Raw genomic sequence first — 17147 nt, 5'->3', positions numbered from 1 at the left:
CTTAACTTTCCAAATCCAATGCCAGAGCATACGCGACGCGTTCGGTTTCTGTCAGTTTCAGCGACAAAGCCTGCTGATACAGTTCTTCAAATTCGGGCATTCCGTGCAGTTCATCAGCCTTGGCACGATGCCACGCGACACCTGTTTCATGCCATTTGCGTAGCGTCTCATCTTGCATCAAACGATCGTATTCGGCCCGCAGACGGGGCACGTTGCGTTTGATGGTGATGTCTTTGAAGTCCGTCCAATCCATGCGGATCCAGTAGTTCAAACCGATGGACCGATCGACATGCAGGGCGCGACCACGCTGGCGTTTCACAAGGAAGCTTTCAGCAGAGCGCAGCGCATAGTGGTTAAGTTGAAGCAGATCATACCCGATGGATTTCTTGGACGACCGCCAGCCGTTGTTGATCGCTTCGCCAGTCATGTCCAGACCGGATCCATTGACCCATTTTACTTTTGTATCAAAGCCTTCGTTCAGTTTGTTCGGGCGATGGCAGCTGATTTTCTGGTAGGCGCCGATGTTCTTGTACATCGTTTTATAGCCCCAGACGGTGTGCGGCTTGGGGCAGAATTTCGGGGCGCAGGTATCAAACTGTTCGATGACAAATTCATCGGCCAGTTTTGTCACGCCGTTGTGCCCGAACAGCCGCCATGTCATCGCAACATTGGTGGCATCTGGAACGCGTTCAAAGAAATCCTGAAGGGTGCCGTTGCCGCAGCGGACGTTGATGAACTCATCCACGTCGATATGCGCGATCCACTCGGCGTTCATGATCACCGGTTCTTTCAACGACCGGTTCAGCGCGTATTGCTGGGGTGAATTGCCTTTCCAGTCGTCGTTCAAACGGTGCTGGAGCACGCCCATTTCCTGCAGGCGATCAAGGATTTCTGTCGTCCCGTCCTCGCATCCGTTGGTGTAGATCAGGAAGTTATCAACGCCCATGGCGCGGTGGTAGGCGACCCATTCAATGATATAGGGCGCTTCGTTCTTCATGCAGCCGACGATCACATTGCCGGTATTGCCCTCGGGCAATTGGCGGGGCGTAATAGGCTCGAATGCGGCGGCAAGCTCTTCTTCGTTGACGCGACCGATGTTGTTGTGCGGCGCATAGATCGAACCCTGAAGCTGGGCAAATTTTTCCTTGGCCAGTTGGGGCATAACCGCGTCGGCCTCTGGTGTCAGGCCATCGACAGGGGGCAGGGTTGTGCTGGCCGCTTCTTGTTCATGGGCTGGCATGGATTGCAGAGCTTGCAGGGCCTGCGCTTTGCTTTCCATTTCCTGCTTTGCGGCCTGATTGATACGCCAACGGGCGGCCATCAGGTACTGGGTCGGGCGGAAACCAAACATCGGATCTGCCTCTTCCCAACGATCCTGTTCCGGATCGGGATGCAGATGTTCGAGGTGGAGATCAGGATGGTTTTCAGCCAATTCCTGCAGGTCTTCGGCAAAAAAGGCCGAGATTTCATTCAAACAGCCTGCGTCGATAGGATCACCGGACACTTTGATTTCGCCAACCAGTTTGCGCCACAGCGGGCGACCGAGGATCATATCCGTGCGATCCAAAAGGCGTATGACGGCATCATTAAAACGGCGCGCTCGGGACAGCCACGCAGCAGAGGGTTGCTGCGGCACGTCCGCAGGTTCCGCGCGGCCAAAGTTGTGCGGAATTTCAAAGACAGCTTTCAGATCGTCGGCGAAGGCATCGGTCCACATCCGGTCGCGGTCGAAGGACACAAGCTGCGTCGCGCCTTTGCCGAACGTGCTGTCCCATTCCTGAACCAGCCGTGCCAGATCAAGCCAAGGCGAGGGGCCTTGCACCTCGGGGAAAACACCGGCCTCGGGTCGTAGGCCGGGCCAGCGTGACAGGGCACCGTCCCACCAATTGTCTTTCTTGATCAGGCCCAGTTCAACCTCAAGTCCGCTGCTGCGGCCGTCCAGTACTTGTGCGGCATAACGGCGGGCAAGCATGCGGGCAGGGTCGTCGACAGTGGCAATGACACGGATGTCATCCGACAAGGGGCGCAGGATGTCTTGTAAACGCGCACGTTCTGTGGCGCGCATCAAAGTTGTACCAAGCTGATGACAGGACAGGATCAACACGTCAGGGCGCGTGGCGCCGACCTCGGCAGCAAGGCTTTGCGTGACATCTTCACGAAGACGGGCCTGTTTTTCAGGCAGGATGAAGCCACGGTTGAAGCGCAGCGCATCAACGGCGTCCGGATCGCTGCTGGCCATGAACAAACGTGTATGGTTCCGCGCTCCAGGTGAACGGGCGTAAAGCACGCCCTTGCTGATCAACTGATCCCGTTTCGCGTCTAGAACACGCTGTAGCCTGTCTGCGCTATCCGCGTCCGGCCCGATATGAAGATAAACCCGCACTACTCGTCTTTGCCTTTTACCGCGCCCTCAGACGCACTGTTTTTGTTTTCGTTACTGCGCCCCCACCAGGGCAACTCGATCCCCAGGAAATCACCGATAATTTTGGGCGCTTTAGGATCGTCAATGCTGTATTCTAGAAAGTTATTTTGGCTACCAAACGATTTGCGCACAAAATTGTAATGACCATTTACCCAACGAACCAATTGATCGCGGTTCGTCCCAAATCCCTTTGGAAGGCCTGGAACCGAATTATTTGGCAATCGCCCAGTTCCTAGGTTTGACCAACGCATCATTGAGTCTACTATTTTTTCCGCAGGACGCATTGATAAGATAAACTTTGCGCCTGAGTGCCGCTTGTCGATTTCAGAAAGAAGACCAAAGTCGAACTGTGGCCACATGTTTAGGCCCTTCGAAATCGTACTGATTTCAGTAAACGCATCGAATTCATCCAAAATCGCTAATGGGTCGCCTTTTTCGAAATATCCCCTGTAAAGGCATGTCGCGACAAATTCGCCTCTCAATGCATCCTTGTCAGATTGGCCTTTGCGAATCTTCCAATCCGCAACACGCAGGCCGGCTTGTGTCAGGGCTTGACCCAAAGTTGTAGTCCCAGACTTAGGTAGCCCTAGGTTAACCACACGCAACCGGCTCATGGTGCGATCCCCAGTTCTTGCATCAGTTCCAACTCGCCCGGTGGATAGGGCGGCAAAGACGCAAGTTGATTGTACATTTCGCGGTAGCTGTCTTGTGCCATAAGCTCGTCGCGCTTGGCTTTGTGCAGGCGCACGCATTCGTCGTGGAGTGCGCCGATCTCCGGGTCGGATTTCAGCTCTGCCAGGGCGTCGTTCAGGGCAGGCAGGTAGCGATGGATCGATGTATCCTCCCACGCGCTGTCATTCCGTTCGCGCCAGTAGGTATCATCGAACGCACGGTGTTCGCGGTTCACATCACCACGGTCGTTTTTAACCAGATAGCTGTCTAGTGACCGCAGTGCATAGTGGTTCAACGTCGCAAAGTTGCGCGCGCCCGCGGCGGGAAATTTCCGAATCCGGCGCGGGTTGGCGGCAACCAGAAATTTGTGCTGAACCTTGCGGCCCGATCCGTCGGTCCATGTGGGCCGCTTTTCTTCTGCCAGACCTTTGCGGAAAAAGGCGCGGTGCGCGCCGTAGTATTGTAGTGGGAAGTCACGGCGGGTCAGTGATTTGACCTCGATCGCGGACTCAGCGCACCACAGGTCGGGATTATGGCTGTAAGTGAATTGTTCGATGACGGGGCGATCTTCGTAGTCGCGCACATCGCCGCTGGCAAAAAACTGAAACGTCACGGAAATCGCCTTGGGATTACCGCAAGCCTCGATCAGCGCAGGAATGGTGTGATCGCCCACATGAATATTCAGGAACTCATCAACATCCGCGATCCATACCCAATCGGAATTTTTAACCACATCGGTGTGGGCGCAGTCCTTTAGCGCCTCCATCTGGTAATTGCGGCCTTCAGCGGGGTTGGGCAGGTGAACCACGCCACCACGGGCCGCCATTGCGTCCAGCAGCTTATCGGTGCCGTCCGTGCAGTCGTTTGAATAAAAAAGAAAATCGGTCACACCGATCAGGCGGTTGAAGGCAATCCATTCCAAAAGGAATGGACCTTCGTTTTTCACGCAGGTTACCGCGGTCACACGCATGACCACCCCCAAACTACCAACTTCACCATTAATCCTGTTCCGCCCTTTTGCGCCAAATCAAAGTCTGGCGCTTGTTCTTTTGTATAAACATCTCATCTTGGGCCTTACGCGTCAATTGTACGGCGGGCAAAGGGGCGACAGAGTGGCATATGCGACCTATGCGCTATTGACCCGCGCGTGCTGAGGGGTGAGGCCTAGGGGAAAGCTACGGAGGAAATATGACCATTCCATCAAGCATCGATGAAGTTCAGGCGCGTTTGTCGGAAACCGGATACGTCTGTGGGCGGGCCTTGGCGACGGTCGTTTTTCTGTCGTTGAAACTGGGCCGACCGCTGTTTCTAGAGGGCGAGGCTGGCGTCGGTAAAACCGAGATCGCCAAGGCACTGGCCGCGATGCTGGGGCGCAAGCTGATCCGTTTGCAGTGCTATGAAGGTTTGGATGCGTCTTCGGCCGTTTATGAATGGAACTTTGCGGCACAGATGGTGGCCATCCGCACGGCAGAGGCATCTGGCGGTGCCGACCGTCAGGCTTTGCAGACCGAATTGTTTTCGGACGAATTTCTGGTGGAGCGCCCGTTGCTTGAAGCGATGCGCCCCGATGAAAACGGCGCACCTATTCTTCTGATCGACGAACTGGACCGCACGGACGAACCGTTCGAGGCGTTCTTGCTAGAGGCGCTGTCTGATTTTCAGGTGACGATCCCCGAACTCGGCACCGTAAAAGCGCCCGAGCCACCGATTGTGATCCTGACCTCCAACCGGACGCGCGAAGTGCATGACGCGTTGAAACGTCGTTGTCTGTATCACTGGGTCGATTACCCCGATTTCCCGCGCGAAGTCGAAATCCTGCACGCCCGTGCGCCAGAGGTTGCAGAAAACCTAAGCCGCGAGGTTGTGGCCTTTGTTCAGCGCCTGCGGACCGAAGATCTGTTCAAGAAACCGGGTGTAGCGGAAACCATCGACTGGGCAAAATGCCTGCTGGCGTTGGATGTGATCGATCTGTCGCCCGAGGTGATTTCGGACACGTTGGGTGCGATCCTGAAATATCAGGACGACATCGCGAAAATCCAAGGGTCCGAGGCGAAACGCATTCTGGACGAAACCCGCGAACAACTGGCAATGGCAGATTAAGCGGGGCTGATCGGGCATGCCTGAATACATCCCCCTAGAGTTGCCGGAAAACCCGCGGCTGGCGCAAAACATCATCCATTTTGCGCGGGCCTTACGCCGTGCGGGTCTGCCCGTGGGGCCGGGGCGGGTGATTGATGCGATCCGCGCGGTCGAGGCCGCAGGCTTTACCGAAAAGCGCGATTTTTACTGGACGCTGCATGCCTGTTTCGTGACGCGCCCTGAACATCGCGCGACCTTTTCGCAGCTGTTCCGTCTGTACTGGCGCGATCCGCGATACCTTGAACATATGATGTCATTGATGCTGCCATCGGTGCGCGGCGTTCAGGAAGAACGCGCGGCTGACGCGGCTGAAAAGCGTGCGGCGCAGGCGCTTCTGGATGATAACCTGCCGGATATGCCTGAACCGGAAGGCGGCGAGCGCGAGGAAGAGATTTCGATCGAGGTGGATGCCTCGCAGACGATCTCGACGGACGAAAAGCTGCGCAGTCTGGATTTTGAACAGATGTCGCTTGAGGAAGTGGCAGAAGCCAAACGCATCATTGCCAACTTGGAATTGCCGGTAAAGCCAATCAAATCACGCCGAGGCAAGGCATCCACCCATGGGCGGCAGGCCGATTGGCGGCGCACAATCCGTGGTGCGATGCGCCAAGGGGGCGAGCTACAGAAACTGGCCTTGAAAGAGCCGCGCCCACGTTGGCCGAACCTAGTGGTCCTTTGCGATATCTCGGGTTCCATGAGCCAGTATAGCAGGATGGTTTTGCATTTCCTGCATGCTGTTGCGAACCAGAAAGGTGCGGGGTGGGCCAAGGTCCATGCCTTTACCTTTGGCACGCGTCTGACAAACATCACGCGCCATTTGGCGACCCGCGACGTTGATGCGGCGCTGAAAGCGGCGGGCGCAGAGGCGCAGGACTGGGAAGGCGGCACGCGCATTGGCGAATGCCTACACAGCTTCAACCGCGACTGGTCGCGCCGCGTTATGGGACAGGGCGCTGTCGTTCTTCTGATCACTGACGGTCTGGATCGTGACCCAGAGGGGGATCTGGAAAAGGAGATGCAGCGTCTGCATCTTTCTTCGCGCCGTTTGATCTGGCTAAACCCGCTGCTGCGTTGGGATGGATTCGCGCCCAAGGCCGCTGGTATCAGAAAGATGCTGCCCCATGTCGACAGCTTCCGCGCCAGCCATTCGATTCAGTCTTTGGCCGATCTGGCCGAGGCGATTTCACGGCCCGATGATCTGGGCGAAAAAGCCCGCCTGATGACCATGATCAACGAATAGAAAAAGCCCCGCCAATTTGACGGGGCTTTTTGTTTTGGGTTGGTCGGCAGTTACGCGAAATGCTTGGCAAAGCTACCGCGATACAGGTCGCGCAGTTCGTCGAGCGATGCGCTTTCCTTGCCAAAGCTGATGTCTGTTCCTGCGAACTTGCCGACGTGGGTCAGGGTCACGCCAGCTTGCGCTGCGCGTGCCATGAGTTCCTCGGCCGCGTCGAAGTTACAGGCGATCAGGTAGCGGCCTTGATCTTCGCCGAAGAGCGTGGGTGTGTCGTCTGCATCGATGCTGACGCCAACGCCTGCGGCTTCTGCCATCTCGAACGCTGCCATTGCCAGACCGCCATCGGACAGGTCCGTGCAAGAGCGGATCAGATCGCGGTTCGCGCGGATGAATTCGCCGTTGGCGCGTTCCGCTGCCAGATCGACAGCAGGTGCGTCACCGTCTTCGCGACCGAACGCTTCGCACAGGATCGCGGACTGGCCGAGGTGACCAGCCGTTTCACCCAGAACCAAGGCAACATGACCGTCGCGGGCATAGCCAAGGATCGGCTCTTCATCAGCGGCGATCAGGCCAACGGCGCCGATGGTCGGCGTGGGTAGAATGCCCTGACCGTCGGTTTCGTTGTAAAGCGACACGTTACCGGACACGATGGGCATATCCAGCGCCAGACACGCCTGACCGATCCCGTCCAGTGCGCCAACGAATTGGCCCATGATTTCGGGCTTTTCGGGGTTGCCGAAGTTCAGGTTGTCTGTTGTTGCCAAAGGCTTAGCGCCCACAGCGCAGAGGTTGCGGAACGCTTCTGCGACGGCCTGTTTGCCACCTTCAACGGGGTTCGCGCGCACATAGCGGGGCGTCACGTCAGAGGTGAAGGCCAGCTTTTTGTCGGTGCCGTGAACGCGGATCACGCCAGAGCCGAAGCCAGGCTGGCGCATTGTGTCGGCCATGACTTGGCTGTCGTACTGTTCGTACACCCATTCGCGCGAGCTGTAGTTCGGCGAAGAGATCAGGGTTTTCAGACCCTCAATCGCGTTGATGCTGGGCGCATCTTCCAGAGGTGCTGCTGCGGGTGTCGGAACCCACGGGCGGTCATATTCGGGGGCCGTGCCGGACAGGGCCTTAAGCGGCAGGTCGGCTTTCACTTCGCCGTTGTGGACGATAAGGAAGCGGTCTTCGGCGATGGTTTCGCCAACGATGGCAAAGTCGAGGTCCCATTTGTCGAAAACAGCCTTTGCCTCGGCTTCTTTCGACGGATCCAGAACCATCAACATGCGTTCCTGGCTTTCCGACAGCATCATTTCGTAGGCTGTCATGCCGTTCTCGCGGCACGGCACTTTCTCAAGGTCCAGACGTACGCCCAGATTGCCTTTGTCACCCATTTCCACGGCGGAACATGTCAGACCAGCGGCGCCCATATCCTGAATGGAAATCACAGCCCCGGTTTGCATCAGCTCAAGGCAAGCTTCCATAAGGCGTTTTTCGGTGAAGGGGTCACCAACCTGAACGGTGGGGCGCTTTTCTTCGATGGTGTCGTCGAATTCGGCCGATGCCATAGTCGCGCCGCCAACGCCGTCACGACCTGTTTTCGCACCGAGGTACACAACGGGGCGACCGACGCCCGAAGCGGCGGAGTAGAAAATCTTGTCAGCATCCGCGAGACCGGCTGCGAAAGCGTTGACCAGACAGTTGCCGTTGTACGCATTGTGGAAGCGAACTTCACCACCCACTGTCGGAACGCCAAAGCAGTTGCCGTAGCCGCCAACGCCTTCGACGACGCCGTGAACCAGCTGGCGTGTTTTCTTGTGGTCTTTTTCACCAAAGCTGAGCGCGTTCATCGCCGCGATCGGACGGGCGCCCATTGTGAAGACGTCACGCAGAATGCCGCCAACGCCTGTGGCCGCGCCCTGATAGGGTTCGATGTATGAAGGGTGGTTGTGGCTTTCCATTTTGAAAACCACGGCCTGACCGTCACCGATATCAACAACGCCTGCGTTTTCGCCGGGGCCACAGATAACCTGCGGGCCAGTCGTCGGTAGCTTGCGAAGGTGGATCTTGGACGATTTGTAGGAACAGTGTTCGTTCCACATCGCCGAGAAAATACCAAGTTCGGTGAAGGTGGGTTCGCGTCCGATAATTTCGAGGATGCGGTCGTATTCGTCGGGTTTGATCCCGTGTGCATCAATCAGTTCGGGCGTGATGGCCGGTTCCTGCATGTCGTCATCCCCTTTGGCAGATGCGCGCTCTTTAAAACCTTGTGGGCGCGGGGGGAAGGGGGCTGATGCGCCTTTATGCAAAAAGGGGCCGCCCGGAAGCGGCCCAGAGGAAGAGGTCTGGCAAGTCAGGGATCAGTCCTGCCAGAACATCCGGCGGGCTTCCCGGTGGGCAGCACGCGGATCAACGCCAATGTCATCCAGCAAATGGCCGTCCAATTGGGCAAGCGCGCGTCGGGTTCGCGCGTTCTGGGACCATTTTGTGATCACCACGGCCGCTGTCAGCGCGAAAGAGGCCATAGGGGCGAGACGAGGCTCTGCTCCGAGGAACGCGATGTGGGCTGCATGTGGTGTCGCGGACATTGGTCTACTCCTTATATTAAGATGTCCTGGGTGTATCGAAATTGTATTGACACAATGTAACTGTATTGTTACGGATATATTGATACAATCGTGCTTCACTCTCGTCTACGGAAACATTGTAATGGATACAATTTTAGAGCGGTTCGAAAAATGTGCCGAGGCGGGACCCAAGTACAAAGGGGTTGCGCGTGCGATCATCGACGCCGTTCGAGCAGGCGAGGTTCAGGTCGGCGAAAAGCTTCCTCCGGTGCGGGAACTTGCATGGAAGTTGAATATTACGCCGGGCACTGTTGCACGGGCCTATACCATCCTGACCGATGATGGCGTGGCTATCGCCGAAGTGGGGCGTGGAACCTATATTGCTGATATCAATGCAAAACGTTCCGTCTCTAAGGGGCGGGACGCTAAGCGCGATCTGAATTGGGAACGTCATAATGCGCCCGTGGATTCCGAAGTCGTCAGTTTGTTTTCGCCCAAACTTCCCGATTGTGGTCAGGTCGCATTAATCCGTGATTCCTTCGCCCGACTGGCCGACCGGCCCGCAGAAGATTTGATGAACTATCCATCTCGTGCCGCGTATAAACCGGCGCGCGAAGCAGTGGTACATTGGTTGAAAAATGTACCCCTTGGCCCGATTAATTCCGAAGATATGGTACTGTGTCATGGTGGGCAAAACGGCATTTCATTGGCCTTGCAGTCCATTTTGACGGGCCCGAAGCCGGTCGTTTTGCTGGAAGAACTGACCTATCCGGGCTTCCGTCGCGCGGCAGAATTGTTGCGGGCCGAGGTTGTCAGCGTTCCGATGGACGAAAAGGGGATCATTCCCGAAGCCCTAGAGCGTCTTGCCCGTCAGCATAAGGCGCAGGTTCTGTGTACGACGCCGGAAATGCACAATCCCACGGGGCTCTCGACCCCCATGGAGCGGCGCATGGAGATTGCAGCTGTGGCCGAGCGGCTTGGCCTGCAGATTATCGACGACGATTGCTACCGAATGGCGATATCGCATGAACCTTGTTACCGCGCGCTGGTGCCCGATCTGGCTTGGTATGTGTCATCTATTTCAAAAATCATCACGCCTGCTTTGCGCATCGGGTTTGTCGTCGCGCCGCGTGGCAAGGTTGCCGACCTACGCAGAGTGGCGGAACACGGGTTCTTTGGTTTGGCCAGGCCGTTGGCAGACGTCGCCGAAATGGTTCTGTGTGATCCGGGAATGCCAAAACTGAGCCAGAAGATTCGCGACGAATTCGCCAAGTACGTTCAGGCAGGGGTTAATGTGTTGGGTGGCTATGATCTGGTATGGCGCAATGACATGCCTTTTATGTGGCTGACGCTTCCAGCAGGGTGGCGGGCTGCAGCCTTTTGTCAGGCCGCAGAGGCGGAAGGGGTGCAAATCAGGTCGGCGGATGAATTTGCTTTGCGTGACGCGCGTGTGCCCCATGCGGTGCGAATTTCAATCAATGCGCAGGTCACGTTGTCCAGTTTTGAAAAGGCGATGGGGCGTTTGCGAGTGCTTTTGGACAATCCACCGGAAAGAATCGCAGTCTGACATTGGGGTATTATTATACCATAATTTTAACCTATTGTTTTTGCTTTGTTATTTTGAACTTGTGCCGCTTGACTGCATTTTCGGGCCGAGTATAACCCCGCAATCGGATTTTTGGGCCGGTGGATTCCCGCTTGCCCCACTTTGAAAACAGGACCGACCATGAAAACCTATTCTGCAACACCGGCAGAAATCGAAAAGAAATGGTTCGTGATCGACGCGGAAGGCGTCGTTCTCGGCCGTCTTGCTTCGATCGTTGCTATGCGTCTGCGTGGCAAGCACAAGCCGTCTTTCACACCGCACATGGACACTGGTGATAACATCATCATCGTCAACGCGGACAAGGTACAGCTGACCGGCAAGAAGCGTGAAGAAAACTTCTACTGGCACACAGGCCACCCCGGCGGCATCAAATCCCGCACAAAACAGCAGATCCTGGAAGGCGCACACCCCGAGCGTGTCGTATTCCAAGCTGTTAAGCGTATGCTTCCCGGCAACCGTCTGTCCCGCAAGCAGCTGACAAACCTGCGCATCTATGCGGGCGCCGAGCACCCCCACGAGGCCCAGAGCCCCGAAGTGCTCGACGTGAAGTCGATGAACTCCAAAAACACCCGGGTGTGAATAAATGGCTGATCAAATCAATTCGCTCGAAGAGCTGAACCAGGTTGCCGGCGGCGCTGCTCCGGTTGCTGAAGAAACCGCCATCGTTCGCGAACCCGTTCGTGATGAACTGGGCCGTTCCTATGCCACAGGCAAGCGTAAAGACGCTGTTGCCCGTGTCTGGATCAAGCCCGGCTCTGGCAAGGTTGTTGTAAACGGCAAAGAAATGAAGGCGTACTTTGCACGCCCCGTTCTGCAGATGATCCTGCGCCAGCCGTTCACAGTTGCAGGCGTTGAAGACCAGTTCGACGTTATGGCAACCGTAAAAGGCGGCGGCCTGTCCGGTCAGGCCGGTGCGGTCAAGCACGGCATCTCCAAAGCGCTGCAGATCTATGATCCCGCACTGCGCTCGGCTCTGAAAGCCGCAGGCTTCCTGACACGCGATAGCCGTGTTGTTGAACGTAAGAAGTTCGGTAAGCGCAAAGCGCGTCGTTCCTTCCAGTTCTCAAAGCGTTAATTCTAACGCTTTCAAAATTCCCGAAAGGCCGCCTGTCTGGGCGGCCTTTTTCTTTTGCGGGTGGGGCGCTAAGCAGGGTTCTGTAACTCGGAGTTCTGAATGCTGAATCTACGTCTGGAAGATGTCTCTGATCTTGTGACCATCGTTTCGGGTAAGATCCGGACGAATGCGGTGTCGATGTTCGCCATCGTCAAGGACGAGATGGACCTGCTTCCGGCGTTTCTGGACCACTACAGGGAATTGGGATTTAGCCAGTTCCTTATTTTTGATGACCAAAGCAGTGATGGCGGGCGTGCTTTTCTGGAAGCTCAGAATGATGTGGTGCTGTTTACCAGCCATCTGACCTTTGGCGTTCCCGTAACCGTGACATTTCCTGACGGCAGCAGGCGCGAAGATCGCGCTGGTATCTATTTTAAGGCAGCAATTCCACACGTGTATTGTCCAGACCAGATCGTCGGATACTTTGACGCGGATGAGTTCTTGTTCCTGCCGCCCGACGTATCGATCCAGCAAGTAATCGATCGAATGGACAAAGAAGCGGCGGATTGCGCAGTGGCCTCAGTGGTCGAATTCTTTCCCGAAGCAATTTCCGGTCTGGCAGGCCCGATGCCGAAAGACTTCCAAGGCTTGTTGGGAAGCTATCCATGCTTTGAGCCCGAACCGTTGGTGAACCTTCGCAAGGGGATGGATCCGGAATTGATCAACCTGTCCAAAACCAATCGCTTGTTCGAACAGTACGGCGTTCAGCCAAGTGTTGAGGGCGGCTTTTTCAAACGACTGCTCACGTCACGGCGTGAGAAGAAAGCACAGCTTTTCCAGAAATCTCCAAGGCACAAGATCCCTTTGGTTCGCCGGTCAAACACAAGCTGGCAGATTGGATCGCATTACTGCAATCAACCGCCTAGCGACAGCATCTTGCTGACGATCGGACACTTCGTTTTCACGGCTCGCTTTGCAGAGAAGATTGCGCGCGCACAGGAGTGGAAGGCGCATACATCGGGTGCGTCAAAATACAGATATTACAGTGAGTTGCTTTCAAAAATGGAGGCTGTGGACGGCCGCTTTGTCGGGCCGGAAACGCAAAAATTTGAAAGCGAAGAACAGTTCTTGGACTGTGGTCTTATGCGGTGGTAGGAACGGCCTTGGCTTGCGGCCAAAGGGTTTCAATCTGCGGAAATTGTTGTGTGACCGTTTGATAGACCTGCGCATAATGCATTGCGATTTCTTTCGCGGCATTTTCAGACGCGTCAGATCCGCCTTGCCGCGCATTCACCTTGGTGCCGCCTGCGTTCGTTGCCAATGGTACGCCTGAGAATTCAGAAAGGCTTTGGATTCCTTCCGGCGTGAACAGCTCTTCGAAAAGGCAGATGTGGGTTTGACCTTCGGAAAAGGCCTCTTTGATATTGGCGAGCGTGAGATCGTATCGGCTGCGGGTCATGCCTTCTTCGGATTTCGCGAACTCGACCAGCGCAGCATCGAAGTCTTTCGGTTCCGGAATACGGCCTTTCTGGATGTCCATGCGGAAGTGCGATTTCAGGCGGGCCACCGGATCGCGCATGGAAAAAATCACCTTGGTCTCGATTCCTCGAGAGGCAAAGCCGTAACTGATCATGGCCAGCATATCGGCGGGCAGGGCGGCGTAACTGGGGGTAATATCGCCAGTGCGCTCTATGCCCTGTTGTTCAAGCAAGGCGGCAAAGTAGTCAAGATAGGCGTTGGGATCGGATTGTAGCCGCCAGCGAAGATGCGCCACCGGTTCCGGCGCGCCGACGGAGAGTTTCAGACGTGTGCGCAGCTTTTCGAACTTGGAGGGCTCGGCCACCTTGTAGCGGGCGAAAACGCCGCCCAGCTGATGTTCCCAAACCTGATATTCGCCCAGTCGCCCGAAATCGCTGCCCTCGGCCTTGGCCAGTTGGGCTTGAATCCAGCTTGAACCACATTTCTGGCCGCCGAGGCCCAGAAAGAACGTCTTGCCCATGTTGCCTGCCTATTTGTCCTGCGGGATCAGCCCTAGCCCACGCAGATAGACGCCAATGCCGGTTTCAAGCAAGTCCTCAGGCGGGAAGGGAGATTGGCGACCCGGTGAATTCCGCGCGAAAAGTTCGACCACCCCGTGGCTGAGCGCCCAGATGTGGGCGGAAAACATGGCTGCGGGCGGACGTTTTTCAGCTGGAATGTGCTGCGAGAGATTGCCTGCCGCCTTTTCCAGAACACCCCATGCGCGACCGGCGACATCTGCCAGTTCCGGCGAGTGATTGATGGAAATGCCGCTTTCGAACATCGAAATGTAATGGCCGGGGTGTTCCCTTGCGAACCATAGGTATGCGCGACCGGTGGATTCGAAGGCGGCCAATGCGGATGGCTTGCCGTCGTTAAATGCTTTTTCCATCACCTCGACAAAGATTTCATACCCCTGACGGGCGGCTTCGGCGATCAGGTCTTCGCGTCCGGCAAAGTGGCGATAGACGGCAGCAGGGGTGACGCCCGCGCTTTTGGCAGCCTCGGACAGGGTAAAGCCGGTTGGGCCCTTTTCCGTGATCAGGATTAGGGCCGCGTCGATTAGGGCCTGACGCAGATTGCCGTGATGATAACCGCGTTTAGGCATCCCAGATGTCCACACCCCCAATGATTGTCGGGTCGACTTCGCCAAGCGCTTTTTCGTCTTTGTTGCTGTAATCAAGGGATTTCAGAACGTGACGGATGGCTTCAAGCCGCGCGCGGCGTTTGTCGTCGGATCGGATCACGGTCCAAGGCGCATCGTCATGGTCGGATCGGGCCAATGTTTCCTTGATCGCGTCCGAGTATTCGTCCCACTTTTTCAGGCCCTCAACGTCAATCCACGACAATTTCCAATGTTTCAGGGCGTCGGTTTCACGATCGATAAAGCGGCGCAGCTGTTCCGCGCGCCCGACGTTCAGCCAGAATTTGAACAGGTGGATGTTGTCGTCCACCAGCATCTTTTCGAAATGCCCAACCTGAGCAAAGAAATGTTCGCGTTGATCGTCGGTGCAGAATCCGAACACCTTTTCAACCACACCACGGTTATACCAAGAGCGGTCGAAAAACACGATCTCACCGGCAGTGGGCAGGTGTTGGATATAACGCTGGAAATACCATTGGCCTTGTTCGGTTTCCGAGGGCTTGGAGAGTGCGACAACGCGTGCCCCTCGAGGATTAAGGTATTCGCGGAAGCGTTTGATTGTTCCCCCTTTTCCGGCAGCATCGCGGCCCTCAAAGACAATTGCCACACGTTCACCGGTTTCCTTGGCCCAGGCCTGCATTTTGACCAGTTCGATCTGAAGTTTCTTCAGGTCCTTTTCATAGGCCTTTTTCTTCAGAACTTCGGAATGAGGGTAGTCGGCGTCCAGCACATCATCCTTGTCCGCACGCTGGATCGCTTCGCGGATCGGTTTAGGGGCGTCTTCTTCGTAAAAGCGGCTGATGGCGCCATCAAAAGGCAGGTCGGTCACAGCGTCGTCCTTATATCGTTCCCAGTTAATATGGGATGTTAAAAGGCTTAACGCAATTCGGCACGTGCCGCGGCGCGGTCAATTGCCGCCTCGACGTAATCCGGTGCGGCGTGGTGGGGCATGTGGCCCAGATTGTCGACCAGGACCAGATTGCTGTTGGGCAAAAGATTATGCAGCGGCTCAGCGTGGACATGGGGCGGGACAGTGTCATCGGCGCGTCCATGCAGGATTTCCACAGGGATCGTGATGGTTTCATAGCGCGGGGCCATGTCCAGCAGCTGCGCATGCAGGGTATTCACCTGTCGCGCGTTGGCGCGGATTGCTGTCCGTGTCAGCGAAAGGCCGGGGCCGATGTAATCGACATAACCTTCGGGCACGGGGTTTGGTGCAAAGATATCTTCGATGGTGCGTTCGATCAGGGACTGTTTGACGTAAGCTGACGCCAAGGGCGCGGCGAGCGCGCCGCCTATGGATGATCCAAGGAAACGGTATTGAAAGCCCAAGCCGCCTTCCCACGGGATTGTCGCACCAGAGACCACTACCAGAGCCGCAGGATCATAGTTCAGACCCCACGCCATGGCGACAGCGCCACCAAAGGAATGCCCAAGAACGATCTCGTCCTCGACCCCCAGTTTTTGGGCCGCAGCGTGAAGCAGGGCGGCCTGTTGCGCGGGCGTTTCCGCTGTATTCGCAAAGGCCCCATCCTGATCGGTGGCGCGGTCTGAATAGCCCAGACCGGGGCGGTCAAAGATGATCACGCGGTAGCGGTCTTTGACGCGATCGACGAACTGAAAGGTAAAGTCGCGGATGTTGCCGGAGGCCCCATGGATCAGAACAAGATCAGGTCCTGAACCGGCAACAAAGGCGTGTACCTGTTTGCCTTCAACTTCGACAAACTGGCCCACAGGTGGCCACGTCTGAAGAGATTGGGCTTCGCGTCTGTCCGCGCGGTTCCCCACAAATGAACAGCCCGCGAGTCCGAAGGCCATTACGCCCATCAATGCTTTTGCAATCATACTAACGCCTTATTTGCGCAGATCGGTCGAATCTGTCCCAATCCGGCTAATGTCATACGGGGTAGTCAGATAGATCTCGGACACCCAGTTTCCATACAAAAGATGGGCATGACTGCGCCAACGGTTCTGCGGTGCCTGCGTCGGGTCATCGTCAGGATAGTAGTTGGCCGGAATGTTGATCGGCTTCCCTTCGGCGACATCGCGATCATACTCTTCCTTCAATGTGCCACTGTCGTATTCGAAGTGGTTGAAGATATAGAGCGCGCGGTGATCCGGATCCTCGACCAAGGCGGGGCCGGTTTCCTTGCTGTCGATCAGGATTTTCAGGCCAGCGTCTTCGATCTCGTCCCGGCGCAATTCGGTCCAGCGCGATACGGGAATAACCATATCGTCGGAAAATCCGCGCAGGTAGGGCGAGGCCGGATCACAGTTGCGGTGACGGATACAGCCAAAGGCCTTGGCGTCCAGGATGTGTTTTTTCACGCCATGGAAATAGTTGATCATCGCCATGCCACCCCAGCACACGCCGAAGGTGGAATGTACGTGGGTCTGCGTCCAGTCAAAGATGCGCTTGAGTTCGTCCCAATAGGTGACGGCCTCAAAATCCAGATGTTCGATCGGCGCGCCTGTGATGATTAGACCGTCAAACTTTTCTCCCGTGGCTTCGACTTCCGAGAACGGGCGGTAGAAGCTTTCCATATGCTCGGCCGCGGTGTTCTTGGTTTCGTGCTCGCTCATCCGGATCAAGGAAAACTCGATCTGAAGCGGTGTCGCGCCGATCAGGCGGGCGAACTGGTTTTCGGTCGCAATCTTTTTCGGCATCAGGTTCAACAACCCGATGCGAATGGGACGGATATCCTGCTGGCCTGCTGTGCTTTCCGGCATGACCATGACACCCTCTTGCGAGAGTACGTCATAGGCAGGCAGATCGCGGGGCAGTTTGATTGGCATGGGAATG

16 protein-coding genes are annotated in these 17147 nt (G+C 56.2%); 6 read left to right on the top strand and 10 right to left on the bottom strand.

Annotated features, from left to right (window positions below; translation table 11 throughout):
- Position 1: 1 nt before the first annotated feature.
- Genes C4S59_RS08150 through C4S59_RS08140 form a run of 3 tightly spaced genes read right to left on the bottom strand, consistent with a single transcriptional unit; the run spans position 2 to position 4064 of the window.
- Positions 2-2383 carry a glycosyltransferase family 2 protein gene (locus C4S59_RS08150; protein WP_103909969.1) on the bottom strand — a complete coding sequence of 794 codons (2382 nt, stop codon included), beginning with the start codon at positions 2381-2383 and terminating at the stop codon, positions 2-4.
- A complete protein-coding gene (locus tag C4S59_RS08145; protein ID WP_103909968.1) occupies positions 2383-3036 on the bottom strand; it encodes a sulfotransferase in 654 nt (217 codons plus the stop codon). The genes C4S59_RS08150 and C4S59_RS08145 overlap by 1 nt, the downstream gene beginning before the upstream one ends.
- Positions 3033-4064: a glycosyltransferase family 2 protein gene (locus C4S59_RS08140; protein ID WP_103909967.1), complete on the bottom strand. Its 1032-nt coding sequence runs from the start codon at positions 4062-4064 to the stop codon at positions 3033-3035. The genes C4S59_RS08145 and C4S59_RS08140 overlap by 4 nt, the downstream gene beginning before the upstream one ends.
- A 218-nt stretch (positions 4065-4282) precedes the next feature.
- Between C4S59_RS08140 and C4S59_RS08135 the strand changes: the two genes are divergently transcribed.
- On the top strand, positions 4283-5194 hold the full coding sequence (locus C4S59_RS08135; RefSeq protein WP_103909966.1) for an AAA family ATPase: 912 nt from the start codon (positions 4283-4285) through the stop codon (positions 5192-5194).
- 16 nt (positions 5195-5210) lie between these two features.
- Positions 5211-6473, top strand: coding sequence for a vWA domain-containing protein (locus tag C4S59_RS08130; protein ID WP_103909965.1), 1263 nt, complete (start codon positions 5211-5213; stop codon positions 6471-6473).
- A 50-nt stretch (positions 6474-6523) separates the two neighbouring features.
- Here the strand turns inward: C4S59_RS08130 and purL are convergent, their stop codons facing one another.
- Positions 6524-8683: a phosphoribosylformylglycinamidine synthase subunit PurL gene (gene purL, locus C4S59_RS08125; protein ID WP_103909964.1), complete on the bottom strand. Its 2160-nt coding sequence runs from the start codon at positions 8681-8683 to the stop codon at positions 6524-6526.
- Between the two features lie 132 nt (positions 8684-8815).
- A complete protein-coding gene (locus C4S59_RS08120; protein WP_103909963.1) occupies positions 8816-9043 on the bottom strand; it encodes a DUF1127 domain-containing protein in 228 nt (75 codons plus the stop codon).
- A gap of 121 nt (positions 9044-9164) precedes the next feature.
- Here C4S59_RS08120 and C4S59_RS08115 point away from each other — a divergent pair, with 121 nt between their 5' ends.
- The 4 genes from C4S59_RS08115 (at position 9165) to C4S59_RS08100 (ending at position 12837) form a co-directional block, all read left to right on the top strand.
- Positions 9165-10589, top strand: a complete 1425-nt coding sequence (locus C4S59_RS08115; protein ID WP_103909962.1) for an aminotransferase-like domain-containing protein — start codon at positions 9165-9167, stop codon at positions 10587-10589.
- Positions 10590-10748: 159 nt separating this feature from the next.
- Positions 10749-11207, top strand: coding sequence for a 50S ribosomal protein L13 (gene rplM, locus C4S59_RS08110; protein WP_103909961.1), 459 nt, complete (start codon positions 10749-10751; stop codon positions 11205-11207).
- Positions 11208-11211: 4 nt separating this feature from the next.
- The gene (gene rpsI, locus C4S59_RS08105) at positions 11212-11703 is read left to right on the top strand and encodes a 30S ribosomal protein S9 (protein WP_103909960.1); all 492 of its coding nucleotides are present in this window, start codon (positions 11212-11214) and stop codon (positions 11701-11703) included.
- A gap of 99 nt (positions 11704-11802) precedes the next feature.
- Entirely contained in the window at positions 11803-12837 is a 1035-nt protein-coding gene (locus C4S59_RS08100) for a glycosyltransferase family 2 protein (protein ID WP_103909959.1), read from the top strand.
- Here C4S59_RS08100 and C4S59_RS08095 read toward each other — a convergent pair.
- Genes C4S59_RS08095 through C4S59_RS08075 form a run of 5 tightly spaced genes read right to left on the bottom strand, consistent with a single transcriptional unit; the run spans position 12824 to position 17140 of the window.
- Positions 12824-13681, bottom strand: coding sequence for a hypothetical protein (locus C4S59_RS08095; RefSeq protein ID WP_103909958.1), 858 nt, complete (start codon positions 13679-13681; stop codon positions 12824-12826). The two genes, C4S59_RS08100 and C4S59_RS08095, sit on opposite strands and share 14 nt — an antisense overlap.
- Positions 13682-13690: 9 nt before the next feature.
- Entirely contained in the window at positions 13691-14308 is a 618-nt protein-coding gene (locus C4S59_RS08090) for a TetR/AcrR family transcriptional regulator (protein ID WP_103909957.1), read from the bottom strand.
- Positions 14301-15173 (bottom strand): polyphosphate kinase 2, encoded by an 873-nt coding sequence (gene ppk2, locus C4S59_RS08085; protein ID WP_103909956.1) that lies wholly within the window; start codon positions 15171-15173, stop codon positions 14301-14303. The genes C4S59_RS08090 and ppk2 overlap by 8 nt, the downstream gene beginning before the upstream one ends.
- Positions 15174-15220: 47 nt before the next feature.
- Positions 15221-16186, bottom strand: a complete 966-nt coding sequence (locus C4S59_RS08080; RefSeq protein WP_407703046.1) for an alpha/beta fold hydrolase — start codon at positions 16184-16186, stop codon at positions 15221-15223.
- Positions 16187-16198: 12 nt separating this feature from the next.
- Positions 16199-17140, bottom strand: a complete 942-nt coding sequence (locus C4S59_RS08075) for a homoserine O-succinyltransferase (RefSeq protein ID WP_103909954.1) — start codon at positions 17138-17140, stop codon at positions 16199-16201.
- Between the last annotated feature and the right edge of the window lie 7 nt (positions 17141-17147).

This window comes from Thalassococcus halodurans (assembly GCF_900108225.1).
Lineage (GTDB): Bacteria > Pseudomonadota > Alphaproteobacteria > Rhodobacterales > Rhodobacteraceae > Thalassococcus > Thalassococcus halodurans.
This window is presented reverse-complemented; position numbering and strand designations above follow the sequence as displayed.

Excerpts from the sequence above, each read along its gene's own strand:
- C4S59_RS08095 (WP_103909958.1), bottom strand. The coding sequence starts at position 13,681 with ATGGGCAAGACGTTCTTTCTGGGCCTCGGCGGCCAGAAATGTGGTTCA.
- C4S59_RS08145 (WP_103909968.1), bottom strand. The coding sequence starts at position 3,036 with ATGAGCCGGTTGCGTGTGGTTAACCTAGGGCTACCTAAGTCTGGGACT.
- C4S59_RS08115 (WP_103909962.1), top strand. The coding sequence starts at position 9,165 with ATGGATACAATTTTAGAGCGGTTCGAAAAATGTGCCGAGGCGGGACCC.
- C4S59_RS08100 (WP_103909959.1), top strand. The coding sequence starts at position 11,803 with ATGCTGAATCTACGTCTGGAAGATGTCTCTGATCTTGTGACCATCGTT.
- C4S59_RS08130 (WP_103909965.1), top strand. The coding sequence starts at position 5,211 with ATGCCTGAATACATCCCCCTAGAGTTGCCGGAAAACCCGCGGCTGGCG.
- C4S59_RS08090 (WP_103909957.1), bottom strand. The coding sequence starts at position 14,308 with ATGCCTAAACGCGGTTATCATCACGGCAATCTGCGTCAGGCCCTAATC.
- C4S59_RS08120 (WP_103909963.1), bottom strand. The coding sequence starts at position 9,043 with ATGTCCGCGACACCACATGCAGCCCACATCGCGTTCCTCGGAGCAGAG.
- C4S59_RS08075 (WP_103909954.1), bottom strand. The coding sequence starts at position 17,140 with ATGCCAATCAAACTGCCCCGCGATCTGCCTGCCTATGACGTACTCTCG.
- rpsI (WP_103909960.1), top strand. The coding sequence starts at position 11,212 with ATGGCTGATCAAATCAATTCGCTCGAAGAGCTGAACCAGGTTGCCGGC.
- purL (WP_103909964.1), bottom strand. The coding sequence starts at position 8,683 with ATGCAGGAACCGGCCATCACGCCCGAACTGATTGATGCACACGGGATC.
- C4S59_RS08135 (WP_103909966.1), top strand. The coding sequence starts at position 4,283 with ATGACCATTCCATCAAGCATCGATGAAGTTCAGGCGCGTTTGTCGGAA.
- rplM (WP_103909961.1), top strand. The coding sequence starts at position 10,749 with ATGAAAACCTATTCTGCAACACCGGCAGAAATCGAAAAGAAATGGTTC.
- C4S59_RS08140 (WP_103909967.1), bottom strand. The coding sequence starts at position 4,064 with ATGCGTGTGACCGCGGTAACCTGCGTGAAAAACGAAGGTCCATTCCTT.